The sequence below is a fragment of the Deinococcus wulumuqiensis R12 genome (assembly GCF_011067105.1).
GTDB classification, from domain to species: Bacteria; Deinococcota; Deinococci; order Deinococcales; family Deinococcaceae; genus Deinococcus; species Deinococcus wulumuqiensis.
In genome coordinates this window covers 1,042,365-1,068,523 of sequence record NZ_CP049357.1, presented here as the reverse complement: position 1 = coordinate 1,068,523, position 26,159 = coordinate 1,042,365, and the positions used below count along the sequence as shown (strand labels likewise).

Annotated in this window: 24 protein-coding genes and 1 pseudogene; 20 read left to right on the top strand and 5 right to left on the bottom strand. The window is 69.4% G+C overall.

Annotation, left to right across the window (positions count from 1 at the left end; all coding sequences use genetic code 11):
- Positions 1-3: 3 nt before the first annotated feature.
- Positions 4-807, bottom strand: a complete 804-nt coding sequence (locus tag G6R31_RS05385) for a [LysW]-aminoadipate kinase (RefSeq protein WP_017870427.1) — start codon at positions 805-807, stop codon at positions 4-6.
- Between the two features lie 139 nt (positions 808-946).
- On the opposite strand from G6R31_RS05385, the gene tmrD reads away from it, so the two are divergent.
- The 5 genes and pseudogenes from tmrD to G6R31_RS05360 all read left to right on the top strand — a co-directional run bounded on the left by tmrD (position 947) and on the right by G6R31_RS05360 (position 5,692).
- The gene (gene tmrD / locus G6R31_RS05380) at positions 947-1,534 is read left to right on the top strand and encodes a putative tunicamycin resistance ATP-binding protein TmrD (RefSeq protein ID WP_152423603.1); all 588 of its coding nucleotides are present in this window, start codon (positions 947-949) and stop codon (positions 1,532-1,534) included.
- 54 nt (positions 1,535-1,588) lie between these two features.
- A pseudogene (locus G6R31_RS05375) lies at positions 1,589-1,969 on the top strand (response regulator); the annotation flags it as partial.
- A 196-nt stretch (positions 1,970-2,165) separates the two neighbouring features.
- Entirely contained in the window at positions 2,166-4,541 is a 2,376-nt protein-coding gene (locus tag G6R31_RS05370; protein WP_017870424.1) for a transglycosylase domain-containing protein, read from the top strand.
- A 191-nt stretch (positions 4,542-4,732) separates the two neighbouring features.
- On the top strand, positions 4,733-5,119 hold the full coding sequence (locus G6R31_RS05365; protein ID WP_017870423.1) for a hypothetical protein: 387 nt from the start codon (positions 4,733-4,735) through the stop codon (positions 5,117-5,119).
- Between the two features lie 45 nt (positions 5,120-5,164).
- On the top strand, positions 5,165-5,692 hold the full coding sequence (locus G6R31_RS05360; RefSeq protein WP_017870422.1) for a hypothetical protein: 528 nt from the start codon (positions 5,165-5,167) through the stop codon (positions 5,690-5,692).
- A 122-nt stretch (positions 5,693-5,814) separates the two neighbouring features.
- On the opposite strand, the gene G6R31_RS05355 is transcribed toward G6R31_RS05360, so the two are convergent.
- Positions 5,815-7,290 carry an aspartate aminotransferase family protein gene (locus G6R31_RS05355; protein WP_017870421.1) on the bottom strand — a complete coding sequence of 492 codons (1,476 nt, stop codon included), beginning with the start codon at positions 7,288-7,290 and terminating at the stop codon, positions 5,815-5,817.
- 174 nt (positions 7,291-7,464) lie between these two features.
- Between G6R31_RS05355 and G6R31_RS05350 the strand changes: the two genes are divergently transcribed.
- The 3 genes from G6R31_RS05350 to G6R31_RS05340 all read left to right on the top strand — a co-directional run bounded on the left by G6R31_RS05350 (position 7,465) and on the right by G6R31_RS05340 (position 11,942).
- Positions 7,465-8,997 (top strand): hypothetical protein, encoded by a 1,533-nt coding sequence (locus G6R31_RS05350; protein WP_025566976.1) that lies wholly within the window; start codon positions 7,465-7,467, stop codon positions 8,995-8,997.
- Positions 8,994-10,070 (top strand): [LysW]-lysine hydrolase, encoded by a 1,077-nt coding sequence (locus G6R31_RS05345; protein ID WP_017870420.1) that lies wholly within the window; start codon positions 8,994-8,996, stop codon positions 10,068-10,070. The genes G6R31_RS05350 and G6R31_RS05345 overlap by 4 nt, the downstream gene beginning before the upstream one ends.
- Positions 10,071-10,187: 117 nt before the next feature.
- Positions 10,188-11,942, top strand: coding sequence for an SLC13 family permease (locus G6R31_RS05340; protein WP_017870419.1), 1,755 nt, complete (start codon positions 10,188-10,190; stop codon positions 11,940-11,942).
- 77 nt (positions 11,943-12,019) lie between these two features.
- Here the strand turns inward: G6R31_RS05340 and nspC are convergent, their stop codons facing one another.
- Positions 12,020-13,258 carry a carboxynorspermidine decarboxylase gene (gene nspC, locus G6R31_RS05335; RefSeq protein WP_017870418.1) on the bottom strand — a complete coding sequence of 413 codons (1,239 nt, stop codon included), beginning with the start codon at positions 13,256-13,258 and terminating at the stop codon, positions 12,020-12,022.
- A 276-nt stretch (positions 13,259-13,534) separates the two neighbouring features.
- Positions 13,535-15,079, bottom strand: coding sequence for a hypothetical protein (locus G6R31_RS05330; protein WP_017870417.1), 1,545 nt, complete (start codon positions 15,077-15,079; stop codon positions 13,535-13,537).
- Between the two features lie 472 nt (positions 15,080-15,551).
- Between G6R31_RS05330 and G6R31_RS05325 the strand changes: the two genes are divergently transcribed.
- The 10 genes from G6R31_RS05325 (at position 15,552) to G6R31_RS05280 (ending at position 23,002) form a co-directional block, all read left to right on the top strand.
- The gene (locus tag G6R31_RS05325) at positions 15,552-16,634 is read left to right on the top strand and encodes an Ig domain-containing protein (RefSeq protein ID WP_017870416.1); all 1,083 of its coding nucleotides are present in this window, start codon (positions 15,552-15,554) and stop codon (positions 16,632-16,634) included.
- Positions 16,631-17,110 carry a hypothetical protein gene (locus G6R31_RS05320; protein ID WP_017870415.1) on the top strand — a complete coding sequence of 160 codons (480 nt, stop codon included), beginning with the start codon at positions 16,631-16,633 and terminating at the stop codon, positions 17,108-17,110. Before G6R31_RS05325 ends, G6R31_RS05320 begins: the two co-directional genes overlap by 4 nt.
- Before the next feature lie 23 nt (positions 17,111-17,133).
- Entirely contained in the window at positions 17,134-17,673 is a 540-nt protein-coding gene (locus G6R31_RS05315; protein WP_017870414.1) for a dockerin type I domain-containing protein, read from the top strand.
- A 9-nt stretch (positions 17,674-17,682) separates the two neighbouring features.
- A complete protein-coding gene (locus G6R31_RS05310) occupies positions 17,683-18,468 on the top strand; it encodes an alpha/beta fold hydrolase (protein ID WP_017870413.1) in 786 nt (261 codons plus the stop codon).
- Positions 18,469-18,619: 151 nt separating this feature from the next.
- Positions 18,620-19,231, top strand: a complete 612-nt coding sequence (locus G6R31_RS05305; protein ID WP_017870412.1) for a TetR/AcrR family transcriptional regulator — start codon at positions 18,620-18,622, stop codon at positions 19,229-19,231.
- A gap of 152 nt (positions 19,232-19,383) precedes the next feature.
- On the top strand, positions 19,384-20,055 hold the full coding sequence (rpe, locus tag G6R31_RS05300; RefSeq protein ID WP_017870411.1) for a ribulose-phosphate 3-epimerase: 672 nt from the start codon (positions 19,384-19,386) through the stop codon (positions 20,053-20,055).
- 52 nt (positions 20,056-20,107) lie between these two features.
- Positions 20,108-20,830, top strand: a complete 723-nt coding sequence (locus tag G6R31_RS05295) for a 2-phosphosulfolactate phosphatase (RefSeq protein WP_017870410.1) — start codon at positions 20,108-20,110, stop codon at positions 20,828-20,830.
- A gap of 99 nt (positions 20,831-20,929) precedes the next feature.
- Positions 20,930-21,709 (top strand): NADPH-dependent oxidoreductase, encoded by a 780-nt coding sequence (locus G6R31_RS05290; RefSeq protein ID WP_017870409.1) that lies wholly within the window; start codon positions 20,930-20,932, stop codon positions 21,707-21,709.
- Entirely contained in the window at positions 21,706-22,176 is a 471-nt protein-coding gene (locus G6R31_RS05285; protein WP_051056483.1) for a hypothetical protein, read from the top strand. Before G6R31_RS05290 ends, G6R31_RS05285 begins: the two co-directional genes overlap by 4 nt.
- 37 nt (positions 22,177-22,213) lie before the next feature.
- Positions 22,214-23,002, top strand: a complete 789-nt coding sequence (locus G6R31_RS05280; protein ID WP_017870407.1) for an N-formylglutamate amidohydrolase — start codon at positions 22,214-22,216, stop codon at positions 23,000-23,002.
- Positions 23,003-23,229: 227 nt separating this feature from the next.
- On the opposite strand, the gene G6R31_RS05275 is transcribed toward G6R31_RS05280, so the two are convergent.
- Positions 23,230-24,219 (bottom strand): polyprenyl synthetase family protein, encoded by a 990-nt coding sequence (locus tag G6R31_RS05275; RefSeq protein ID WP_017870406.1) that lies wholly within the window; start codon positions 24,217-24,219, stop codon positions 23,230-23,232.
- A gap of 64 nt (positions 24,220-24,283) precedes the next feature.
- Between G6R31_RS05275 and purM the strand changes: the two genes are divergently transcribed.
- Entirely contained in the window at positions 24,284-25,366 is a 1,083-nt protein-coding gene (gene purM, locus G6R31_RS05270) for a phosphoribosylformylglycinamidine cyclo-ligase (protein WP_025568117.1), read from the top strand.
- On the top strand, positions 25,363-26,100 hold the full coding sequence (locus G6R31_RS05265) for a histidine phosphatase family protein (RefSeq protein WP_017870404.1): 738 nt from the start codon (positions 25,363-25,365) through the stop codon (positions 26,098-26,100). Before purM ends, G6R31_RS05265 begins: the two co-directional genes overlap by 4 nt.
- Positions 26,101-26,159 lie beyond the last annotated feature (59 nt).

The following is a 26,159-nucleotide window of genomic DNA, read 5'->3' as shown; positions in this document are numbered from 1 at the left end:
AACTCAGGAAACGACGGTCCCCGCGCCGGACAGCGCCGCCGAGATGGGCTTTCCGGCGCGGGCGTCGCCAAAGACCACGCGGCCCACGCCCCCGGCCACCGCTTCGGCGGCGCCGAGCACCTTCTTCTTCATGCGGTCCTGGGCAAACTCCAGGTAACGCTCCACGTCGTTGGCCGGAATGTCACGAATCAGGCTGCTCTCGTCGGGAAAGTCGCGCAGCAGCCCCGGCACGTTGGACAGCAGCAGCAGGGCTTCGGCCCTGAGCGCGACGGCCAGCTGCGCGGCGGCGCGGTCGCCGTCCACGTTGATCGCCACGCCTTCGTAGCTGGCGGCGGGGGGCGTCAGGACCGGCAGGTATCCGGCCCCGAGCAGCAGCTCGATCAGCCCGGTGTTGACCCGTTCCACCGTGCCGGTGTGGTCGCCGCGCAGCACCTTGACCTTGCCGCCCTCCACCGAGCGCACGCTGTCCTTGTGTTTGCCCTCGAAGATGCGCCCGTCGAGTCCGCTCAGGCCCACCGCGTTGACGCCGAGGCGTTGCAGGCGCTCGACCAGCCCCTTGTTCATCTTGCCGCAGTACACCATCTCGAAGATTTCGAGCGTCTGGCGGTCGGTAAAGCGCGAGGTGTACCCGCTCGGACTCGTCACGAACTTCGGCGGATGCCCCAGCGCCTCGGCCACCCGGTTGGTTTCGCCGCTGCCGCCATGCACCAGAATCAGTCGTTCGCCCGCCTTCCAGCGCCCCGCGAGGTCCACACACACCGCGTCGTAATCGATGCCACTGCTGCCGCCCACCTTCACCACAATCATGCCGGGTATCCTAATGCATTCCCCTGGGGAGAATAGGCTTCCGAATGCAAGCTAGAGTCTTTCCTCGGGAGGCAAACGGAAACATGAGGTCTTTCCAGGGGTGACGCCGTGCCAATTTGGTCAGAGGGCTTGCATTAGGGTGATTCGAATGCGCCCTCCTATTGTCTGGATCAACGGCCCCTTCAGCGTGGGAAAGACCCAAGCGGCCCACGCCCTGCACGAGCGTTTGCCGGGCAGCTTCGTCTTTGAACCCGGGGAGATGGGGCAGGCGCTGCGAAAGTTGACCCCCCGGTTCAGCGGCGACCCGCAGGAGCATCCCATGTGGATTCCGCTGATGCTCGACGCCTTGCAGTACGCGAGCCGGGAGGCGGACGGGCCGCTCATCGTGCCCGTGTCCATCAGCGACACGGCGCGGCACCGCCGACTGATGAGCGGTCTGAAGGACCGGGGCCTGAGCGTGCACCACTTCACCCTGACCGCGCCGCTGGGCGTGGTGCTCGAACGGCTGCGGCGCGACGGTCAGACCCAGGTGCATGTGGGCATGGTCGAGGACCGCCTGCGCGAGCTGCGCGGCGAACAGTTCCGGACCCACATCGACACCGCGCAACTCAGCACGCAGCAGGTGGCCGAGCTGATCGCGGCGGAGGTGGGGCTGACGCTGGCGCCGCCGCCGCAGGGCGCCCTGCACTGGCTGCGCGGCGCGCTGGCACGGCGGCGCGACGGCTGATACTTCTTGTGGCCTATGCGCCTGCGTTGCCCCGGCCTCGGCGCGGCAGGTATCATGGCGGTTATGGCGTATACCATTCTCGTCGCCGATGACGAGCCGGCCATCCGGACCATGCTGGAAGTCATTCTCTCGGCGGACGGGCACGAAATCGTAGCGGTGCAGGACGGCCGCGCCGCTCTGGCCTACCTGCAAAGCCACACCCCCGACGCGCTGCTGCTCGACGTGAAGATGCCCTACATGGACGGCTTCGAAATCTGCTCGCGGGTCAAGCGCATCAAGCGGCTGCGCATCTGCGCGGTGCTGCTGCTTTCGCCGGTGGACGACGACCAGACCCGCGACCAGGCCAAGCTGGTCGGCGCCGACGACATCGTGGTCAAGCCGGTGTCGGGCAAGGTGCTGCGCAGCCGGGTCAACCAGCTCATCGAGGCGCGGCGGCACCCTCACCCCGCTGTAGTCTGCCCCCCCGCTGGAGTCCGGTATTTCGCGTTTCTTCCTCCGGCACGGGACCAACGGAGCGCCCCTCGCTTCCCGAGTCTGCCCGTATGCTTGAGCCTGTCTGTGACGGTTCGTTCGACTGTCTGCTCCCCGCGCCCTTTGTGCGCTTCGTGTGCTCGCCCCAGGAGGCCCGGCGTTGATTTTCTTCCTGCGTTTTCTCAAATTTCTGTCGTCTCTGGTGATCGCCGCGCTGATCGCCGGTGCCGGGGTGGCGGCCACCTACGCGACCCAGTGGGGCCGGGAGCTGCCGGACTACCGCGAACTCGACAACCTGACGCGCTCGCTGGGGGCCGAAACCCGCGTGTACGCCCGCGACAACACCCCGCTGGGCACACTGATTCCGCGTATCGGTGACCAGGCGGTCAGCCGCACCATCGTCCGGCTCGACGAGGTCAGCCCGTTCATGGTCGGTGCCCTGATCGCCAACGAGGACCGGCGGTTTTTCGAGCACTACGGCCTCGACCCCATCGGTCTGGCGCGGCAGTTTCAGCGGCTGGCACGCGGCGAGGAGGTTCAGGGCGGCTCCACGCTCACCAACCAGCTTGTCAAGAACACCCTGCTGCTGGAGGAATACAACCAGGCCCGCACGCCGGACCGCAAGGTCAAGGAATGGATTCTCTCGGCGCAGATCGAGCGCTCGTTTACCAAGTCCGAGATTTTGCAGGACTACTTCAACGCCATCTACTGGGGCGACGGCGGCCCGGTGGAACTCTACGGCGTGTACGCGGCGGCGCAGGCGTATTTCCGCAAGGCCCCCAAGGACCTGACGCTGGCCGAGAGCGCCTACCTGACCGCGCTGATTCCCAACCCGCGCCTGCGCTACGAGAACTACGCCGAGCAGGTGCGCCCGGCTGTCAAGGCGATGCTGGCCCGCATGGTCAAGGACGGCTGGGTCACGCAGCAGCAAGCCGACAACGCCTGGCGCGAGAAGTTGCAGCCGCGCGGCTGGACGGTCAGCTACGACGACGCGGGCAACGTGAAGTCGGCCAAACTCACCGACCCCAGTGCCAAGGAACTCAAGGCGGTGACCTCGACCCGCGCTCCGCACTTCGTCCGGCAGGTGGAGGGCGAACTCGTGCGGCGCTTCGGGCGCGACAAGGTCTACGGCTCCGGTGGCCTGCGCGTGTACACCACGCTGGACCCCAAAATCCAGAACGCGGTGGAAACCGCCAGCCGCGAGGCGCGGGGCCTGCCCTACGGCGCCACGCTCGCCGCCGTGGTGATTGACCCCAAGTCGTCCGAAGTGCTGGGCATGATCGGCCAGAAGCTCTACGGCAACCAGCCGCCCGCCGACTGGAACAACGCCGCGCAGGGCCAGCGCCAGATCGGTTCGACCATCAAGCCGCTGCTGTACACGACGGCCATCGCCGAGGGCATGAACCAGGCCCACCGCGAGTTCGACGGCCCGATCAGCTTTCCCGACCCCTCCTCGCCGACGGGCCGCTACGAGCCGAAAAACTTCGAGGGCAACACCACCTACCGCAGCATGACCATCCGCGAGGCCCTCGACCGCTCGCTCAACCTCGTCACGGTGCGGCTGGCCGACCGGGTGGGCCTCAAGACCTTTTTCGCCAAATTGCAGCAGCTCGACATTCCGCCCAACGAGGGCACCAGCTACGCGGCGGCACTGGGCGCGGTGGAAACCACCCCGGTCAAGATGGCGGCGTCCTACGCGCCCTTCGTCAACGGTGGGCTGTACCGCCCCCCCCGGTACGTCTCGCGTGTGACCACCGCCCGGGGCGAGGTGCTGTACGACGCGGCGACCGAAACCCAGTTGCCCACCCGGGTCTGGACCCCACAGGTCGCCTACGTGGGCCTGGACATGATTCGGGGCGTGGTCAACGACATGACCGAGCAGCAGGGGGGCCTGGCGACCCGCGCCAAATTCGGTGACTGGCCCATCGGCGGCAAGACCGGGACCAGCAACGGCCCCAAGGACCTGTGGTTCGTCGGCACCACGCCCGTCTACACCGGGGCCGTGTGGGTCGGCAAGCAGCAGGGCGGCTACATGCCGGTCAACTCCTACTCGGGCTGGATCAGCGCCCCCATCTGGCGCCGCATGATGGAACTTTCGCACAAGGGCCTGACGCCCAGAAAGTTCGACGTGCCGCAGGGCATCGTGTACGGCGGCTCGCCCGACCCGGCCTGGCTGCCCACCGTCAACATGGCGACCATCGACCCGCGCTTTCGCAAGAATGCCCCCGAGGCCACCATCGAGGACATCCCCGAGGGTCCCAAGTACGCCGAAACGTCCTTCGACCCCGGTTCCAGCGACCCGAACACCGTGGTCGTGGACATCGACCGGACCACGGGCCGCATCGCCACCGAGTTCACGCCCCCGGAAAACGTGGTGCAGCGCCGGGTGGACATCCGGCAGCTTCCCGGCTACGCGCCCGCCGCCAACCCCGCGCCGCTGGCCGACCAGGAGCCTGACCCCGCCGCGCTCAAGCAGGTCAAGCCGCAGGCGCCGCTGCCCGTCGCACCCCCTGCTCCCAAACCCGCGCAGCCCTGACCCCGCGCCTCTCCGTCACACAAGAGAGCCGCCCGCGCCCCGTGCCGGGCGGCTCTCTTGTGTGGGCCGTTCTTCTCACTTGGCCGTCATCCGGCCTTCCGGGGGCGCTGGCATAGTCGGGGGATATGGCAGACCTTCCCGGCCCGGACTGCGTTCCACGACCCGCCCTGTCGGTTTCCCGGCCCGGGCGAATGCGGGCGCCGCTGCTCTCGCTGCTGCTGGCGCTCGGCGCAGGGCAGGCCGACGCCCGCGTGCGCCTGGGCGAGCCGCTTCCGCCCCACCCCTGGCCCAGTGCCGGGCGCGAGGTGGTCGTCATCTACACCCACGACTGCGGCGACCTGGGCGAGCTGTGGGGCGCCGTGATGGAAAGCGGCCTGCCGGTGCGGGCGGTCAACGTGCAGGGCGTGAGCACCCCCGCCCCCGCTGGCCTGACCCCCTGGCGTGGCGCAGACGCCGAACAGTTTGCCCGCCAGCTCAAGGTCGGTACGTACCCGGCGGTGCTGCTGGTGCGCGAAGGGCGCATCCTCAACGCCTGGGAAGGCACCTTCCAGGGCACGGGGCTGACCAGGGGCGAATAGGGCAGGGCGCAGGAGGGACGCCCCCGGCTCTGGCACAATGCTGGGGTGACTTCCCCTGCCCCTGCTTCCGCCGAGCGCCCCACCCGGCCTGTCGCGGGCAAGCCTGCCGGGTACGTGGGACTGGCGACCTACTCCAGCCTGGGGCGGCTGTGGCAACTGCTCGCCGGGGCGTCGCGGGCCGGGCGGCAGGTCAACGCAGTGCGCGGCGACTCGCCCGACACGGCCCGCCGCCGCATCGCCGGATACGAGCTGCCCGGCGCCGGACTGCTGCTCGACCCCGCGCCGCTGCTGCGTGACCTGGAAGACGGCTTCGCGCCCCACCCGGCCCTCGTCGCCCTGCTCGCCGGGGACGCGGGGCCGCTGCGCGACGTGCTGAACAGCGACTACGTGCTGCGGCTCGATTTCGTCGTCGCCCTGACCAGCGGGCGCGAACTGATTGCCCGGCCCGAGTTCCGCTATCTGCCGCGCCCGGACCGGCCCGCCGCGCTTCCCTCCGGCCTGACCCTGCGCCCCCGCCGGCTGGGACGGGACGAGCTTCACCTGCTGCTTCAGCGGGCGTGTGGGCTGGCGTAAAACGAAGCTTGGGGAAACAGCGAACGCCTTATACGGATTCCGCTTAATTCCTGCACAGTCGGGAAAGCGCCGCCTGTGCATCCATATCGCGGAATCCGTATCAGATTCAATCGGAATCCGTATTACCCGTCGCTCGGCGTGCGCTTTTTCGGTTTGCTGGCCGCGAACTGCGCGAGTTTGAGGGTGACTGGCGCGGGCGTGTTGGTCAGCAGGTGGCGCGAGGACGGGTTGAGCTGCGCGAAGCGTTCCACCCGGTCCATCAGCTCGGTAAAGACCTCCTGCGGCATGTCGAGCGCGGGGGAGAGGCGCACCACCCGCTTGCTGCTCAGGCTGAGGTTCGCCATCACGCGGGCGGCGTGAAGTTCGCGCAGGGCCAGAATCGCCGTGCCTTCGTAGACCAGTTCGCGAATCGCGCCCGGCAGCGCCAGCCCGACCACCGGCTGAAACTGCATGGCGAGCAGCAGGCCCTGACCGCGCACCTCCTGAAACAGCTTGGGAAAGCGGCGCTGCAAGTCGCGCAGGCGCGTCAGGCCCTCGGCGCCCAGGGCGCGGCTGCGGGCAGGCATGTCGTGTTCCAGCAGGTATTCCAGGGATTTGAGGCCCACCGCCATGCTCAGCGCCCCGCCGCCGAAGGTGTTGGAGTGGCGCTTGCTGCTCAGGCCGCCCAGCATCTTCTTGTAGATCGCTTGCCGGACGATGGTGGCCCCCACCGGCACCAGCCCGCCGCCCAGCGGTTTGGCAAGGGTCACGATGTCGGGGTCCAGCCCCTGCGCCGCCGACTCGAACCAGTGCCCGGTGCGCCCCAGGCCAGTCTGAATCTCGTCGGCAATCACGACGATGCCGTGCGAGCGGCAGAACTCGCCCAGGCCGCGCAGGAAGCCGGGCGGCGGAATGTTGACCCCGCCTTCGCCCTGAATCGGCTCCACGACCACCGCGATGACCTTGTCCGGTCCGGCGCGGCGCACCAGTGCCTTCAGCGCGTCGAGGTCGCCGTAGGGCGAGGTCAGCGCACCGGGAACCAGCGGACGAAACACGTCCTGGTACTCGGGGTTGGGCGTCAGGCTGAGGCTGCCGTAGGTTTTGCCGTGGTAGCTGCTGCCGAAGGAAATGAAGTGCCGCGCTTCGGGGCGCCACGCCTTGGCGAACTTCATGGCGCCCTCGATGGCCTCGGTGCCGCTGGAGCAGAAAAAGACCTGGCTGTCACTGTGGCTGGGCAGCTCACGCGAGAGCAGCCGCACGAGGTTGGTTTGCAGCGCCGCCCGCCAGGGACTGCTCGACTGCTGCGGCAGCGTCATGGCGCGGTTGTGCTCCAGAAATTCCTGCATGAAGCCGGTGATGGCGGGCGGCATTTCCCCGAACGGCAGCGCGGCGTACCCGCAGGCGTTGATGCGCCGCACGCCGCGCTCGTCTTCCAGTTCCCAGGGCGAGACGCGGTAGAACGGCCCGGCCAGCCCCAGCACGTCCAGGCCGTAGAGCAGTTCCTCGTTGCCGTGCTGAAGGTCGAGGTGCCGTGCCCGCGCCGGGGTCAGGCCCCCTTGCAGCACGTCGGAAGCGCGGATAAAGCCGCTGGGCAGCTCGGGCGGCGATGAAAGACTCATGGGGCAGAGTCTAGCGGCACACCGGGCCGTCAAAAGGAAAACGGGGAAAGCGGAAAGGCGCATGGCAGCCTGCCCCTGTATGACCCTCCCCTGTGCACCCTCTCCCGGTGGGCGCGGGACGATGAATTTTCCCCCATCCCGGCCCCCCGACCAGACCCGGTATGCTGAGCCGCGATGAAGCGTGACGAGCACAGCGACGGGGGGCAAAGTGGTGAAGGTGAAGCCGCCGCCACGGGCATGACCTCCCAAACGATGCAGGACAGGGCGATGCAGGACCAGACGATGCAGGACAGGGCGATGCAGGACAGGGCGATGCAGGACCAGACCGATGAGGCTGTAAGCACTGAAGAAGCACAGACGCCTGCGGAAGACCGGCAGACAGGAGGCCAGCACATGAGTCAACGGGTGGAAGCGGTTCTGAACGCCAGCGGTCTGCGCGGCCCGGCCCTCGCCTCGCTGGAGGGCGGCTCGGGCCTGTTCGCTCTGACCGAGGAGCACCTGATCTTTCACGACAGCCACGGCACCCGCCGCGTGACCCTGCGTGACCTCGCACGCATCCACAGCGACGCCGAGGGCACCCTGCGCGTGGAAACCCCGGCGGGCGTGGCGATGAGTGCCAGCCTCATCGGGTTCGACGGCGACGCGGTGCAGCAGTTTTTCGGCCAGGTGCGGGACGTGACCGCCCGCATCAAGTCGCTCACCCCCCCACCGCTGACCCCGGCACCCTCCGCGCCCAGCCGCCCGGCGCCCCGGCCTGCCCCGGCTCAGGCCGCCGCAGCTCACACCACTGCGGCCCCGGCCCCCCCCGAACCGTCCCGTTCTGCGGCGCCGGCTCACAGTGTTGGCCCAGTTCCCAGTGTTGGCTTTCCCAGTGCTGACCCGGCCTCCGGCGCTGACCGGGGTGTGAGCGTGACCCCGGTGCGGCGCCCGGACACGGAAACGCAGCGGTTTTCCGGGCCTGCTCCGCGCATCACCGTCAACCGGGGCGGGCAGCGCGAGCAGCTTGCCGACGGCGCCCGAGGCCCCCGCGAAAACGGTCTGGGGCTGAGCGGCACCGTCGGCTCGGCGCTGGGGCGCAACCTGCCCCCGCCCGGCTCGGTGGAAATCCGCGCGGTGCGCCACACGGCTCCGGGCACACCCGCCGCGCCCGTCGCTCACGGGACCGGGCCGCACGTCACGGCGCCCCCGCTTCCCCTCCCGCCCGAGCAGGACGAAACGGCGGAGCGTGAGCCGGCAGAGCAGGAGCAGGCCCACCTCGCCTTTGCCGGGCCGCAGACGCACGCTCAGCCCCAGATACAGCAGCCACAGCCCCACCCGGCGGCACCCGAGCCGCTGCACTACACCCCTCAGGACCTCGGCACCCAGGCGGGGCGGGTGCGCGGCGTGCCGGGTCGCCTGCGGCTGCTCGCCGCCGTGCTGATTGTCGGGGCTGTCATCACCGCGCTGCTGATGTTCCTCAACGCCCAGCGCCTCTTTGCCCTCTGGGTGCTGATTGCCGGGGTGGTGGGCGCCGTCGCCCTGCTCAGCTTGGCCGAACTCACGCAGCTTCAGACCATTCAGGCGGCGGTGCTCGCCGGTCCGGACGCGCCAGAAGAGGACACGGAAGCGGACACAGAAGCGGAAGCCGACCCCAGCGAACCGGAGAGCGCAGAGCAGCCGGGCGAACCGGCCCCCCACCCCGAAGCAGCCCCGGAGCGCCAGGGGTGACCCCGACTTCCGGGCAGGACGCCGCCCGTGAGCTGGTCCGGCAGGCAGTCGCCATCCCCTCACTGTCGGGTGAGGAACAGGCCGTCGCCGCGTTTCTGCGCGACTGGATGGCCGCGCACGGCTTTGAGGCTCAGGTGGACGCGGCGGGCAACGCCGTCGGCGTGCGGGGAACGGGGCCGTTGACCGTCGCCCTGCTGGGCCACATGGACACCGTGCCCGGCGACATTCCGGTGCGGGTGGACGAGGCGGGGGTGCTGCACGGACGCGGCAGTGTGGACGCCAAGGGGAGCCTGTGCGCCTTTATCGCGGCGGTGGCGGCCCTGCCCGCCGAGGCCCTGACAGCGGCCCGTTTCGTCTGCATCGGCGCCACCGAGGAAGAAGCGCCGAGCAGCAAGGGGGCACGCTTCGCCATGCGTCAGCACCAGCCCGATTTCGTCCTGATTGGCGAACCGAGCGGCTGGGCCGGGCTGACCCTGGGGTACAAGGGCCGCCTCGTGGCGAAAGTTCAGGTGGAAAAGGACAACTTCCACACGGCGGGCGACGGCACCTCCGCCGCCGACGACCTGACTCTGGGCTGGCAGCGGGTGCGCGAGTGGGCGGCGGGCTTCGCGGCGGGCGGCGGCATCTTCGACCGGGTGCAGGTGACCTTGCAAGACCTCGGCAGCTCGGGCGACGGACTGACGCAGCGGGCCTGGGCCACCATCGGCCTGCGCCTGCCGCCCGCGCTGGCGCCGTACCAGGCGGAAGCGGCCATCACGGAGGCATTTGCCGGGACGGAGGCCGACCTCACCTTCACCGGGCACGAGTCGGCGGTGCGTCACCCCAAGGACAACGCCCTGTCCCGCGCCCTGCGCGTCGCCATCCGCGAGCAGGGCGGTACGCCGACCTTCAAGGTCAAGACCGGCACCAGCGACATGAACGTGGTGGCCGAACTCTGGTCGGTGCCGACCCTCGCCTACGGTCCCGGCGACTCGGCGCTGGACCACACGCCCGAGGAGCGCCTGGAACTGGCCGAATACGACCGGGCGGTGGCGGTGCTGACCTCGGCACTGACGCGACTGGTGGCCGAATAAGCTCCGCCGCGTGCGTCACCGCGAGCCAAGCTGAGGCCCCGGCTTCGGCTTTCCTTCTTTTCTCGCTCCCCCTGCTCTCCGCTGCTGCCCGAGTCCTCTCACCCCTCAAGGAGCCGTATGGACCCCGTCACCATCCTTCTCGTGCTGTTCGTGGCCGCGCTGGTGCTGTTCGCCACCGAGTGGCTGCCGGTGGACGTCACGGCGCTGGGGCTGCTCTCGGCGCTGCTGCTGTTCGGGCTGCTGGACCCCAAAAAGGCCTTCGCGGGCTTCGGCAGCGACACGGTGCTGACCCTCGCCGGGCTGTTCATCCTGACGCGGGTGCTGCTGCGGGCGGGGGTGATCGAGTGGATCGGCCACGCGCTCGCCCGCCGCGTCCGCAACGCCACCGTGATGCTGCGGGCCATGCTCGCGACGGTGGCGGGCGTCAGCTCGCTGACCTCCAACACGGCGACCACCGCCGTTTTTCTGCCGGTCGTCTCGGGGCTGTCGCGCCGCGCCGGGATTCCCGCCAGCCGCTCGCTGATGCCGCTGGCGTTTGCCAGCATCCTGGGCGGGACCATCACGGTCATCGGGACCAGCACCAACCTCGTGGTGTCCGGGGCGCTGCCGGCGACGGGGCTGCGGCCCCTGGGCTTTTTCGAACTCGCCTGGGTGGGGGTGCCGGTCGCCATCATCGGGATGCTCTACCTCTTTTTCGTGGCGCCGCGCCTGTTGCCTGCCCGTGAAGCCCAGCTTGAGGACACGCTGCGGGCCTACCTCGCCGACCTCACGGTGGCGCCGGGCAGCCCCCTGATCGGTCAGAGCCTGCGCGACTCGGGTCTGGGACGCGACCACGGCCTGACGGTGGTGGCCGTGCGCCGGGAAGAGCAGACCTGGTACGCGCCGGGGGCCGATTTCGTGATTCAGGAGGGCGACACCCTGGCCCTCGAAGGCCCCACCGAGCGGATTCTGGCGGGCAAGACCAACCTCGGCGTGGTCAGCCGCAGCGAGCAGAAGATGCTGGCCGCCGAGGGCGTCACGCCGGGGGCCAGCGTGCGCCTCGTCGAAGCGGTGGTGCTGCCCGGCTCGCCGCTGCTGGGCCGCACCCTGCGCGAGTCCCGCTTTCGCGAGCGCTACGGCCTGAGCGTGCTGGCCCTGCACCGCCGCGAGCGCACCACCGAGCGGCTGGGCCAGATGCGCGTGCGGGTGGGCGACGTGCTGCTGATTCAGGGTCAGGCCGAGAAGGTGGCGGGCCTGGGGGACCGCTTCGCCGTGCTGGGCGACCTGACCGACCAGCAGAGTGACCTGAAAAAGGCGCCGCTGGCGCTGCTGCTCTTTCTGGGCGCGGTGGGTCTAGGCGCCACCGGCGTGCTGCCGCTGGGCGTGGCGGTGGTGGTGGCGGTGGCGCTCAGCCTCGCCCTGCGCCTCATCAGCCCCGAGGAGGCCTACGGCAGCGTGGAATGGCCGGTCATCGTGCTGGTGGCCTGTATGCTCGCGTTCGGCACCGCCTTTGAAGAAACCGGCGCGGCAAGGGTACTGACCGGGGCGGTGTCCGGTGTGCTCGAACCCCTCGGCCCGTACGGTCTGCTCGGCGCTCTGTTCGTGGTCACGGTGGCGCTGACCCAGCCCATGAGCAACCAGGCCGCCGCGCTGGTCATGCTGCCGCTCGCCATCGGCACCGCCAAGGCGCTGGGCTACGACCCCCGGCCCTTCGTCATCGGCATCACGGTGGCGGCGAGCAACTCGTTCATCACCCCGCTGGAGCCGTCGTGCATGCTCGTCTACGGCCCCGGTCACTACACCTTCATGGACTTCGTGCGCGTCGGCGCGGGCCTGACGCTGCTCGCCTTCGCCGTGTCCATGCTGGTGATTCCGCTGGTCTGGCCGTTCTGAGGGTGGCCGATAAAAGGAAGGGCCAGGAGGGTTTTGTCCCCCTGGCCCTTCTCCCTTTCCTCTCAGCTCGACTTCTCTCAGCTCAGCTTGGCCTTGAATTCCTCGTACCCGAAGGTCTTGACGCGCTGGTAACTCCCGTCCGCCTTCAGGATGCCGATGTCGGGGTGCTTGACGCCGTTGAAAAAGGTCGTCTTGACCATCGTGTAGTGAATCATGTCGTCGAAGACCACGCGGCTGCCGGGCCGGAGTTCGTGCGGAAAGACGTACTCGCCCACCACGTCGCCCGCCAGACAGGTCGTGCCGCCGATGATGTAGGGGTGGCCCTCGCCCGTGTCCTGCGCCTCGCGGTGCTCGTCGCTGGGGGGGTCGCCCGCGCCCAGAATCCGGGGACGGTAGGGCATTTCCAGCACGTCGGGCATGTGGGCCGACACCGAAATGTCGAGCAGCGCGGCGTTTTTGACGTTATGCACCACGTCCAGCACGCTGCTTAATAGCCAGCCGGTCTGCCAGCCGAAGGCGCTGCCGGGTTCGAGAATGACGTGAACGCCGTGCTTTTCGCGGAAGGCCCTGACCACCCGAATCAGGCGGGGGAGGTCGTAGCCCTCGCGGGTCATCAGGTGGCCGCCGCCGAAGTTGACCCACTTCATGCGCGGCAGGAACTCGCCGAAGTTGCGCTCCACGACTTCCAGCGTGCGCTCCAGCGTGTCGGAGTCCTTTTCGCACAGGGTATGAAAGTGCAGCCCGTCCACGCCGTCCAGCAGGTCCTCGCGGAACTCGCGGCGGGTCACGCCCAGGCGCGAAAACGGCCCGGCGGGGTTGTACAGGTCGGTTTCGACCTCGGCGTATTCGGGGTTGATGCGGATGCCGACGTGGATTTCACGCCCGGCCTGCCGAGCGGCTTCGACCTGGGGCCGGAAGCGCTCCCACTGTGAAAAGGAGTTGAACACGAGGTGGTCGGCCAGCTCCAGAATCTTGGGGAATTCCTCGTCGGCGTAGGCGGGGGCGTACACATGCACCTCGCCCTGCATTTCCTCTTTCGCCAGAATCGCTTCGTTCAGGCTGCTGGCGGTGGCCCCGGTGATGCCGTACTCGCGCAGCATCGGAAAGGCCGACCACATCGCAAAGCCCTTGAAGGCGACGATAATCTGCGCCCCCGACTGCTTTTGCACGTAGTCGATCAGGGTCAGGTTGCGCCGCAGCCGGGTTTCGTCCAGCACGAAGGCGGGGCTGGGAATGCTGTCCCAGTCCACCGTCTGGGGGTCGGTCACGGCGGGAAGCTGAAGGTCGGAAGGCAACTTGGTCGCGGAGGCAGTCACCCGGCCAGTGTAATGCCCGCTCAGGAAAACAGGGGAGACGTTTTTCCGGGCGAAGTTCTGAACAGGGCACGGGGCAAGCGCAGAGGAAGGAGAAAACAGGAAAAGCTTATACGGATTCCGATTGAATCTGGTCGTTTCAGATTCAATCCGACTTGCAAAGCTGCGCAGCAGAGCGGATGCGAGTAGGAAAAAATACGGGTTACGCGATATGGATGCACAGGCGGCGCTTTCCCAACTGTATAGGCCCGACTGTGCAGGAATGAAGCGGAATCCGTATTACGCACCCCGGCGCAGGCGGCGGGCGGTGTCCGCGTGCCAGTCGCTTTCGTGGGCGGCGCGCAGGGCGTTCAGGGCGCCGGGGTGGTCCTCGGCGGCGGCGCGTTCGAGCAGGTGCCGGGCGTAGTCGAGGCTGCGCTGGGTGGGCGGCATGTTCATGGGGTACGGCACACCGTCTTCACCGAGACCCAGGGCGCCGGCCCGCAGCGCCTGCGCCAGCTCGAAGCGGGCGCCGTTGTGCCCGGCGTCGGCGGCCCGGAGCAGGTAACGCTCGCGCTGCCAGTGTTCGAGCCGGAACTGCTCGCGGTAGGGCGCGAAGTTCTGGTAGATGCGCCAGCACATCTCCGGGCTGCCGAGTTCGGCGGCGTGCCGCACGTCGGTGCGCTTGATGTTGCTTTCGCGCAGCGCGGCCCGCAGCCCCAGCCCCTCTTCCTGAAGCTGCACGATGGTTTCGGCGGCCTCGCGGCTGCCCTCGTCCCGCGCCCGCAGCAGCAGCGGCAGCGGGTCGGGCAGCGCCCAGTGACGAGCGAGCAGGTGCAGGCGGCCCAGAGCGACCGCGGCCCCCGCGTCGCCCGCGCCTCCCTGCGGTGTCCCGTTCGCCCAGCGCAGGAGCAGCGCTGTGACGCGCGGCAGCAGCGGTTCCAGAAAGCGGTCACTGTTGTACAGCGCCCAGGCGAACAGGGGGGGCAACCGCAGCGCCGGGTTGAATTCGGCCACGTCCAGAAAGCGTTCCAGCGCCCGCTGCCGCTCGTGGTCGGGGGCCAGGGCGCGGGTCAGGGCGGCGAACAGCCCCGCGCTGTGCGGTTCGTGCAGGTCGGCGGCCAGCCGCGCCCGCTCCACGCCCCCCACGAGGTCGCCCGCAAACTGCGCCGCGTGGTGTCCGGCGGCGGCGTGGTAGTCGGCCCACAGCCGGTGCCGGTCGCCCGCGCCCAGCTGCGCCTCCTGCTCCTGCTGCCGCACGAAGGTGAACATCTGCTCGTCGCTGCCGCCCCACTCGGGCCGCAGGTGCGCGAGCATCACCTGCCGCAGGGCGAGGCTGCGGGGGTTTTGCGCCAGGGGACGAACGTACCAGTCGGGGTAACGGCCCGAACGTACGTCGTCCAGGCTCAGTTGCCCACCGGCCAGGTTGCGGGCCTGCCCCACCAGCAGCCACGCGCTCAGCGGGTTGACGCTCAGGCGCAGGGCCTGACGAGCGACCGCCTCGGCCTCGCCCAGCAGGTGCAGCGTGCCGCGCCCGTCGAGGTCGGACAGGCGGCTGGCCGGCTGCTCCCCGCGCAGCGCCGCCGCCCTGGACAGCAGCCACTGCGCCCGCGCCACCCGCGCCGCGTAGGACACCGGAAACCGCCGCTCCCACTCGCTCAGCGCCTCTCCGAGTACCGGGTCGGGCCGGGCGAAGGCCAGAAAAGCCGCCGTCAGCTCGCTGCCCGCTGCCCTGCCGCGCTCGAATTCGGCCTGAAGCACCCCGAAGGTCCGTTGCAGTTCGGCGAGTCGCCCTCCTCTCAGGTCGCTCAGGGGGTCGGTGGGGCCAGTGCGGTACAGGGTCATGCACCCTCCATCTTAGAGCATTTGACAAAAAGACGTTGCGTCTTTTTGGCGAGCGGACTGGGACAGCTCGCAGAGAGCGAGTGCAAAACACTGAGCAGGGCAGAGAATGGAGTGATGCGGGGTGCCGTTCCGCGCATCACGTAATTCGGAGAACTGCTCTAGTGGTTCTCGCCCCCAGCGTCCTGCCCTGCTGCCTGCCGCCAGGTTTTTATCTCGACGGGGTACAAGGAAATGTAGAGGGGAATTTCATGCGCTTCTGACCCTCTACCCTGGTGGGAGAGGGCCTCGCATAGCGAGGGGTGAGGGGGCATCCGAGCAACAAAAACGCCCTATAGCCCAAGGAAAATCTTTTTGTACTGGGTGGAGATAAAAACCTGGCCTGCCGCTTCGCCTCTGGCTCCTCTGCCCCGGTTTCATCTGTCAGCCCCCGGCGTCACACGAGCCTTCATGCGCGGCGGCTAGACTGCGGCGTATGGCACAGCGACCTCTCCTTTCCGGCCTTTCCGGTCCCGGCGGGCGGCTGCTCGGCGCGGCGCTGCTGACGGCGCTGCTCGCCGGGTGCGGCTCGGTCTCGACCGGCAACGCGGGCAGCGGCACCCTGGGCACCTCGACCACCAGCCGCGCCGACGTGATGACCTTTCAGCCGGGCAGCCTGCCCGTGTCCTACGTGGGCGAGAGCTACCGCGTGGCGGTGGGCGTGACCGGGGGTGTGGGACCGTACGGCTACCGCCTCACGGCAGGCGCGCTGCCACCGGGCCTGAAGTTTTCGGGCGGCGTGCTTAGCGGAACCCCCACCAAGTCGGGCAGCTACACCTTTTCCATTCAGGCCACCGACGCCAACCTCAGCACCCGCGTGCAGGAGTACACCCTGAACGTGGACGCCCTGCCCCCGCTGGCGCTGCGGCCCACCTTGCCCCCCGGCGAGATTCGCGGCGAAACCCGCATTCCGCTCACCATTCAGGCCCCGCGCACCGTTCGCGCCGCCCGGCTGAGCTGGGACCTGGGCAAGGACGTGCAGGTCATCCGCGTGCAGCCCGCCGACCCCGGCAGCGTCCTGTTCTGGCAGCAGCGCGGCAGTGTCCTGACGGTGGACCTGGGTTTCCGCGCCGTGCCGCGCCCCGACGCCCGCATCGCCCTGATTACCGTCAAGCCCGCCGGGGCCGTGACGCTCAGGGCCGACGCCCTGGGCTACGAGGCGCGTGACGGCGCAGGCAAGGTGCTGGTGGACAAGAAGCGCCCCGGCAGCGAAGCCCCCAAGCCCGCCGGCGGACAGGCCAGCGAGAAGCAGCCGGTCAAGGACGAGCAAAAGCCCGCTGACCCGAAGGCGCAGACCGACCAGAAAAGCGTGGCCCCGAACGCCGCCGACACCAAAGTCACTGACCCCAAGACCACGGACCCCAAAACAGTCACCCCACCCGACACGGTGGAAGGCAGCCCCCTGCCCTCGCCCGCGCTGCCGACGCCGACGGTGCCGCCGACCCTGCCCCCGTCCTTGCCTCCCGTCACCCCGCCTGTAACGCCTGTAACGCCGCCCAGTGGCACGGGGGGCGCATGAAACGCCGCGCCCTGGCTCCCCTGCTCGTCGCGTGTGTGCTGGGCGTGACCACGCTTCCGGCCCAGGCGACCACCGCGCCGCCGCTGACCCTCGCGCAACAGGCGAACAGGGCCGAGGTCATCGTGCGGGTCACCCTGGGCAGCCCCAAGACGGTCAAGGACGGCGACGTGACCTATCAGGTCTACCCGCTCGACGTGGCCGAGGTGATTGCCGGCGACCCGGCGACCCTGCCGCAATACGAGGGCAAACCGGCACTGTTCGTGTTGCAGGGCACGCAGGACCTGCCAGCCTTCGCCGCTGGGCAGGAGGGCGTGGCCCTGCTCTACGCCCGGCGCCTGGACAGCCCGCTGGTGGGCTTTTCTCAGGGCTGGTATCCGGTGGTGGGCGGCAAGGTGACGGCGGGCGACCGTGAGAAGCCCATCACCGACCCGGCGGCGCTGCGTGACGCGATTCGTGCGGCCCGGGGAGCGCAGTGAAGCGCCTCATGAAAGGACATGCGATGAAAAAGACCCTGTTGCTCTCGGCCCTGCTGCCCGCGCTGCTCGGACATGCGGACGCGGTGGGCGTCAAGCTGCGGCCCCAGGGCGAACTGCTGACCCGCACGGTGCAGGCGGCCCTCGCCGAGCTGTCCACCAAGGACCTGCCCGTAACCCTCGACACTGCCAGCGGAAGCACGCTCACCCTGGGCGGCGTGGGCGTGAGTGCCGCGCCCTTCAATCCCGATGTGGCTGCCCGCGTGGTCACGGTGGGGGGCGAGCGCCGCATCGAGTTCAACCCCCAGGGGCCGCTGCCGCTGGCCGAGGCGGTGCGGGCCGAGTTGCAGCGTGAACTGGGGCTGAAGGCGTGGACCGCCGCCGCTGCCGCTGCCCGCTTCGGTGGGGCCGACCTCAACGGCGACGGCGCGGTGGACCTGTCCGATCTCGCCCTCCTGATGGAAAACCTGGGCAAGACCGGCACCCTGACCGGCGACCTCAACCAGGACCGCCGGGTGGACGACGCCGACCTGAAGCTGTTCAGCCGTCAGTACACGCTGCCCTGACCTGCGCCCATGCTCCAGTCCACCGACTTCACCCTCGACCTTCAGGGGCGCCGCGTCGCCGGGCGCTGGCTGCGGCACGCTTCGGCCCCGGCCCGCGCTCCGCTGGTCTTTCTGCACGACTCGCTGGGCTGCGTCGCCACCTGGCGCGACTTTCCGGCGGCCCTGGCCGAGCGGACCGGACGCGACGCCCTGATTTATGACCGCCTGGGGCACGGGCAATCCGGCCCGTTCGACCGCCCGCGCGAACGCGACTACCTGCTGCACGAGGCGGGCGAGGTGCTGCCCGCCGTTCTCGATGCCTGCGGGGTGAAGCGGGCGGCCCTGTTCGGCCACAGCGACGGCGGTTCCATCGCCCTGCTCGCGGCAGCGGCGCTTCCCGGGCGGGTCACGGCGGTGGTGGTCGAGGGAGCGCACATCTTCAACGAACCGGCGACGGTGGCGGGGGTGGAACAGGCGGTGCGCGACTACGCCAGCACCGACATCGCCGCCCGGCTGGTCAAGTACCACGGTGACAAGGTGGACGCGCTCTACCACGCCTGGACCGACACCTGGACCGCGCCCTGGTTCCGTGACTGGTCGGTGGCGGGCCACATGCCCGGGATCGTCTGCCCGCTGCTGGTGATTCAGGGAGAGGACGACGAATTCGGCACGCTGGCCCAGGTGCGCGGCATGGTGGAGGGTGCGTCGGGCCACGCCGAAGCCCTGATTCTGCCGGAGTGCGGCCACACCCCCCACCGCGAGGCGCGCGAGCAGGTCGAGGGGACCGTGGCGCGGTTTTTGCAGCAGGCCGACTGAGTATCCTGACTCATGGCCCAGAGCTTATGGCAAAGGGAATGTGGCTTCTCGGCAGGGGATACGGACAGACCGCGTTCTCAATAAATCGAACCTGGCTCACCTTTGTGCCGGGTTCAATTTTGTACTCGGCTGCCGTAGGATGGGGCCAACCATGGACTCTTCCTCTCTCCGGGAGCGGCAAAAGGAACGCCGCCGCGCCCGCATCTACAACGTCGCCATCGATCTGTTCAAACAGGGCGGCTTCCAGGCGACCACCGCCACCGATATCGCCCGCGCGAGCAACGTGTCGCGCGGCACCTTTTTCAACTACTACCCCTACAAGGAAGCGGTGCTGCTCGACTACGGCAGCGAGGTGATGGAACGTCTGCGCGACCTCGCCGAGCAGCGGCTGATGCAGGGCGCGGCCCCCATGACGGTGCTCTACGAGGTCTGGGACGCCCTGGCCGACGAGAATACCCGCGAGCGCGACCTGTTTCCTCCGCTGGCCTACGAGGTCATGAATCCCAACCCCGAGCGTGCCCGCACCGCGTATCAGGCGCTGCCGCTGAGCAAGGTCATCGAACTCATCCTGCGCCCGCTGCATCAGGAAGGCCGCGTCCGCACCGACCTGAGCCTTCAGCGCATCAGCAACCTGATTGCCGACACCTACCTGATGGTCGCGCTGCGCTGGTCGGCCTACGGCACCGAGCGCCCCCTGAAAGACGAGATGCGGCTGGCGCTGGGGCTGCTGCTCGAAGGGGCGCTGCGCCGCGACGGACGCTAGAGCATTTGACAAAAAGACGCAACGTCTTTTTGGCGAGCGGAGCGAGTGCAAAACACTGAGCAGGGCGGAGAATGGAGTGATGCGGGGTGCCGTTCCGCGCATCACGTAATTCGGAGAACTGCTCTAGTACCCAGCGTTATAGACTGAGCGGCGTGAGCTTCAATGCCGCTTCTCGCCCGGTCAAACTCGCCCCGAGCCTGCTCTCCTGCGATTTCGCGCGGCTGGGCGAGGAGTTACAGGCCATCGCCAGCGCCGACTGGGCACACGTGGACGTGATGGACGGCGACTTCGTGCCCAACATCTCCTTCGGAATGCCGATTCTGGCGGCGGCGCGGCGGGCCTCGGGCCTGTTCATGGACGTTCACCTGATGGTCGAGCGCCCCGAGCGTTACCTGCGCGACTTTGCAGAGGCCGGGGCAGACGGCATCACCGTGCATGTGGAGGCCACCGCGCACGTTCACCGCGCCGTGCAGCAGATCAAGGAACTCGGCAAGAAGGCGGGCGTGACCCTCAACCCCGGCACGCCGCTGGAAGCCGTGCGCCCCGTGCTGGCCGACGTGGACCTCGTGCTGGTGATGAGCGTGAACCCCGGTTTCGGCGGTCAGAAGTTCATCCCGGAGAGCGCCGAGCGGGTGCGGACCCTGCGCCGCTGGCTGGACGAGGTGAACCCGGACGCCGAGTTGCAGGTGGACGGTGGCGTCACCCCCGCCAATGCCCGGATGCTGGCCGAGGCCGGAGCCACCTGTCTGGTCGCTGGCAGCGCCGTGTACGGCCCGGACGGCGGTGCGGCGGGCCTGAAGCGGCTGCGCGACGCCCTGTCCTGAAGTTTTCCCGTCTCCCTCCCGCTCTGTTCCTGTCCCGCTGCGAGGCCCTGCCATGAAACTGCGTGTAGACCTGCTTCCCGACAGCCATTACCCCGACGTGGCGCTGGTCATCGACGTGCTGCGGGCGACCACCACCGCCGTCGCGCTGCTGGAGCGGGGGGCCGGTGGGCTGCTGCTCACCCGCACCGCCGAGGACGCGCTGGGGGTGCGGGCCGTGCGCCCGGAGGTGCTGCTGGCGGGCGAGCGCGGCGGACTGACCATTCCCGGCTTCGACCTGGGCAACAGCCCGGTGGAGGTGGGAGAAGCCGCCGTCGCCGGGCGACAGGTGGTGATGACCACCACCAACGGCACGGGAGCCGCCTGGCGCGCCGCGCAGTCGGCCCGGCACGTGGTGCTGGCCGCGCTCATCAACGCGCACGCGGTGGCCCGGCACGCCCTGGCCGTCGCCAGTGAAGAAATCGCCATCGTGTGTGCAGGCACCGACGGGCGGGTGGGCCTGGACGACGTGTACGCGGCGGGGGTCATCGCCGAGTACCTGCTCGCGCTGGGCGACTTTCAGGTGGACGACGGCGCCCGCATCGCCCTCACCATGCGCCGGGGCGGGGGCGACCCCGGCGAGGCCCTGCGCGGCAGCGGGCACGGCGCCACCCTGGAAAAACTCGGCCTGGGCGCCGACGTGGACTTCGCCGCGCAGCTCAGCACCAGCCGCCTGATTCCCACCCTGGTGCCCGGCGACGACGTGCCCGTGGGAGCCCTGCGCTTCCTGGCGGGCTGAATCTGGTCCCCGGCGAGGTGACAGCTTTGGTCCCCCCCTGACCCACCGAAAACGCCCTGGGCCAACATTCCCGCCGGTTCCCGACCTATCCTGGCGCCCATGCACGGCACCCAAACGCCCGACCAGGTTCGCGCCTTCTACGACGCCCACCGCACTGTCCGGCTGTACCAGACCCAGCCCGACGGCTCGCCCATCCGCATGACCGCCGATGAGCTAGGCGCCGTGCTGCACGCTGCCCAGCGAGCGCCCACCGACGCGACGGCGCAGCTCTACTCGTTTATTCATCTCACGACCCCCGACCTGCGGGCGCAGGTGGCCGAGCTGACTGGCAACCCCCACATCAAGACCGCGTCCGAGGCGTTCGTGGCCTGCTCCGACACCCGCCGGGTGGGCAAGATTCTGGAGGCCGCCGGGCACGAGCCGGGGCACTGGCCCGCCATCGCGGTGCATTTCGGCATCGGGGACATCGTGATGTCGGGCCAGAACCTGCTGACTGCCGCCGAGATGCTGGGCTACCAGGGCTGCTGGATCGGCGGCGTGGTGAACAACATGGACGCCCTGATTACCCTGCTCGGGCTGCCTGAAGGCGTCCTTCCTTTCGCCGCCATCACCGTGGGCCGCCCCGCCGAGAACGCCCCGCTGCGGCCCCGATTGCCGCGTGAACTCGTCGTTCACACCGACGCCTACCGCGACGGCACGCCCGAGGAACTGCGCCGGGGCACCGAAATCATGAATCCCATCGCAGACCGTCCCGGCAAGCCCGGCGACTGGGCGCGGCTGCTCAAGATGTACTTCGGGCAGGGCGGCGGCATGGAAGCCCGCGAACCGGGGCTGGTGGCGGCGCTGCGGCGTCAGGGGCTGTGGACGGACGGCGAATGAGGAGGGCGCAGGGGAGGGCGGTGCAGGGGAGGGCGGCGGGTGCCGGGCTGCTCCTGCTGGCCCTGACTGGCTGCGCTCCAGCGGTTCAGGTGCCTGTTCAGGCGCACCCCGTGCAGGTGTGGGAAGGCACGGGGCGGGTGCTGCTGCGCGAGCAGGGCTACCGCCTGACCTTCACCGCCGACCCCCGCACCCACCTGCTCAGCGGCACGCTGGAAAACCGCAGCAGCGGGGACCGCTTTCAGGCCACCGGCACCCTGCTCCCCGGTCCCGACGGCGCCGAACTCACCGCGCACATCACGGCTGGAAACGGCGCCCGGCTCAGCGCGAGTGTGCTGGGCCTGGGCGTCAGCGGCCTGGCGCTCAAGTCCGACGCGCTGCTCTCCGGGCGGGTCGCGGGCGAGGTGTTCAGGGGGGCGCTGCGGGTCAACGGGGTGGCCTACCCCGTGGAGTTGCGCCGGGTGCGGTAGTTCCGTGCCCGGGCCGGGAATGCTCTAGCCTCGGGCCATGCCTGACCGTGACGACCTGCTCGTACTGGCCCCGCACCCTTCCGGCCAGCTTCCCGCCGACGTGCTGCTCGCCATGCTGGGCGACGACGCCTTCGACACCGAAAAGCGCGAGGCCTTTTTGCGCCGCGTCTTTTTCGAGGGCGACCCCTACACCGACCTGATCTACGCGGTGCCGGGCGCCCGATTTGTGCAGGCGCCGTGGAGCCGTTTCGCCGTGGACCTCAACCGCGAGCGGGGCGACAGCGCCGACAACGGCGTGCTCAAGCAGATGGACTTTGCCCGCCAGCCCCTTTACCCGGCGGGTTTCGCTCTGACCCCCGAGATGCGCGAAACCCGCCTGCGCCGCCTCTGGGACAGCTTCGACGCCCAGGTAAGCCGTGAACTTGAGGGGGCGCGACTGATGATCGTGGGGCACTCCATGGCCGAGTTCGGCCCCGCGCTCGGCCCTGACCAGGGTGCTCCCCGTCCGGCGCTGACCCTGATGCTGGGCAGCGAGCAGGTGCCCACCGTGCCCCGCCAGCACTGGGACGCACTGCAAGCCGCCTGCGCCGAGGCGTTCGCGCCTGCCCTGACCGGCAAGTACACCCGCGTGGCGGTGGGCGACCCCTGGACCACCGACACCCTGAGTGCCGCGCACTCTGCCCGCACCGGCATTCCCGCCTTCGGCCTGGAAATCAACGTGGCGCTCTACTACGCCGAGTGGTCGGTGCTGCGGGGGGGCGCCCTGAAGGAGTTGCACGACTGCTTCGCGCAGTTCGCGGACCGGGCGCTGGACATCGTGGGTTAGTGGGGCGCCAGGGGCAACAGTGACTTGACCCTCGACCAGCGGGAGACTTGCAAAGCTGCGGCAGCAGGGGTGAGGGGTCAAGTTCTGCTCCCTCATACGGATTCCGCTTAATTCCTGCACAGTCGGGAAAGCGCCGCCCGTGCATCCATATCGCAGAATCCGTATTTTTTCCTACTCGCATCCGCTCGGATTGAATCTGAAACTACCAGATTCAATCGGAATCCGTATCACTTCTCCCGCGTCGCCAGTTCCCGCACGCTGGTGAGCAGCGCGGCGGCGGCCTGCGGGTCCGGCGCCCCGGCCAGCGCCCGCTCCAGCAGCTTCAGTCCCTCGGTGGCCTGGGCCTGGGCGTAGTCCTGGGCGTGCTGCACGCTGCCGCTGTCCAGCAGCCAGCGGTGAATCCGGTCAATCGCCGCCGGGTCCTTGTCGGCGCGGTCCCGGCGCATCTGGTCCAGAAAGGCGGCCTTCTGGCTCTCCGGGGCCGCCCCCAGCCAGTGCAGCACGATCAGCGTCCGCTTGCCTTCCAGCAGGTCGCCGCCGATTTCCTTGCCGTACTTCACCGGGTCGCCCGCGAGGTTGAGCACGTCGTCGCGAATCTGAAAGGCGGTGCCCAGCGCCAGGCCCGCCGGGGTCAGGGCCTCGCTGGGGATGACGCCCGCCGCCAGCGCCCCCAGCCGCAGCGGAACGATGACCGTGTAGTGCGCGGTTTTCAGCTCCACCATCTGCAGGTAATCGGCGGGGGCGAGGTTCCACTCGCGGCCCTCCACCCACGCGAGGTCGAGGTGCTGGCCCTCGGCGGTGCGGTGAATCATGGTCAGGAACTCCTCGAAGGCGCCGGGCACGTCCGCCCTTCCCACGGCGGCCCACATGTAGGCGTGCAGCGCGTCGCCCACGTTGATGGCGACCGGCACCCCGCACAGGCGGTGCAGCGCGGGCTGCCCCCGGCGTTCCTCCGAGTCGTCCTCGATGTCGTCGTGAATCAGCACCCAGTTCTGAAACAGTTCCAGCGCCGTCGCCAGCCACAGGGCGCGTTCCCAGCCGGGGTCAGTGTCGCGCAGCCCGTGGGCGCGGGCGCTGGCGAGCAGCAGCTCCGAACGGACGCCCTTGCCGCCGCGCTGCGGGTAGTCGCGCAGCAGCCCGTAGAAGCGGGCGAGTTCGGGCGTGGCGCTGCGCTCGGGCAGCAGCGACAGGGCGCGGGACAGCAGTTCGGGACGCATAGCGGGAGTCTAGAGGGCGGCGGGGGCTGCCGGGGGCCACTTCTCCGGTACACTTCGCTGCGAGATGATGGACAAAGACTTGGGCGCTGCTCCCGTTTCCGCCTACGAACGGGCCGGAGTCAGTATCGACGCCGGACACCGCGCCGTGGACCTGATGAAAGGGGCCGTGGCCCGCACCCACACCGCCAACGTGCTGGGGGGGCTGGGGGGCTTCGGCGGGCTGTTCCGCGCCGCCTTCGGAGACATGAGTGACCCTGTGCTCGTCGCCAGCACCGACGGCGTGGGGACCAAGACCAAGGTGGCGGTGAAGACCGGGCGCTTCGGCGGCCTGGGGCACGACATCGTGAACCACTGCGTGAACGACATTCTGGTGCAGGGCGCCCGCCCGCTGTTTTTCCTCGACTACGTGGCGATGGGCAAGCTGCGGCCCGAAGCGGTGGCCGAGGTCGTGACCGGCGCGGCGCAGGCGTGCGAGGCGCTCGGCGTGGCGCTGCTCGGCGGCGAAACGGCGGAAATGCCCGGCGTGTACGTGGAAGGCGAACTCGACATCGTGGGCACGATTGTCGGGGTGGTGGACCGGCCCCGGCTCATCGACGGTGGGCGCATCGAGGCCGGAGACGCCGTGATTGCCCTGCCCAGCAGCGGCCTGCACACCAACGGCTTTTCCCTGGCCCGCATGGCCCTCGACCCCCTGGACTGGCACGAGGCCCGCGCCGACCTGAACGGGCAGACGCTGGCCGAGGTGCTGCCCGTCCCGCACCGCTCCTACCTCCCCGCCTACGACGCGCTGGAACAGGCAGGTGTGGACGTTCGCGGCATGGCCCACATCACCGGGGGCGGGCTGGTGGACAATCCGCCCCGCGTGTTTCCCGCAGGCATCGGAATGCGGGTAGACACCGCGAGCTGGCAGGTGCCGCCCCTCTTTGAACTGATTGTCCGTGAGGCGGGCGTGGAGCGTCAGGAAGCGTTCCGGGCGCTGAACATGGGCGTGGGCTTCCTGTTTATCGTGCCCGCCGCGCAGCGCGAGCAGGCCATGCAGACCTTGCAGGCGGCGGGCGAGCGGCCCTGGGTCATCGGGGAGATGGTCGCCGGGCAGGGCGTGACCTTCAACGGGAACACAGGGGGCATCGGGGGCGGCAGGTCTTGACCCACCGCTCCTCCACGCCGCCTTCCAAGCGCCTCGCCCCCACCGGCTTTACGCCGCCGGACCGGGCCACCGCTGCCGAGTTCTGGGTGGTGCGTCACGGGGAAAGCACCTGGAACGCCGACGGGCGCTACCAGGGGCAGACCGACGTGCCGCTCTCGGCTCTGGGGGCGCTTCAGGCCGCCAGCCTCGCCGAGCGCCTGACCGGGCAGAGCTTCGACGCGGTGTATTCCAGCGACCTCGCCCGCGCCCGGCAGACCGCCGAGGTGGTGGCCGAGCGGCTGGAGGGCACGCCCGCCGTGCGGCTGTGCCCCGAGCTGCGCGAAATCAACGTGGGCGAACTGACCGGGCTGGTCGTGTCCGAAATCAAGGCGCGCTACGCCGATTACCTCACCGCGTTGCAGGCCGACCCCTGGGCCACCCGGCGCCCCGGCGGCGAGAGCATGGAAGACCTTTTCGCCCGCTGCGGCGCGGCGTTTCATGCCCTGCGGGCGGCGCATCCGGGCGGACGGGTGCTGGTCTTTACCCACGGCGGCGTGGTCCGGGTGGCGGTGGGGCTGGCCCTCGGCGGCGTGCCCAGCCACGCCTGGTCGCGCCTGAGCGTCACCAACACGTCGGTCACCCGCGTCCTGCTGGGCGAAAGCAGCGGCACCCTGCTCGGCTTCAACGACGAGGCGCACCTCGAAAGCCTGCTCGAAGCGACGGAGGCCGACGACGTGCTGGGTCAGGCGCCGTAGGGGACGGGGGGACGGGAGCTGGAGGGGACGGAGGCTGGAGGGGGACGGGCGCCCCCTTC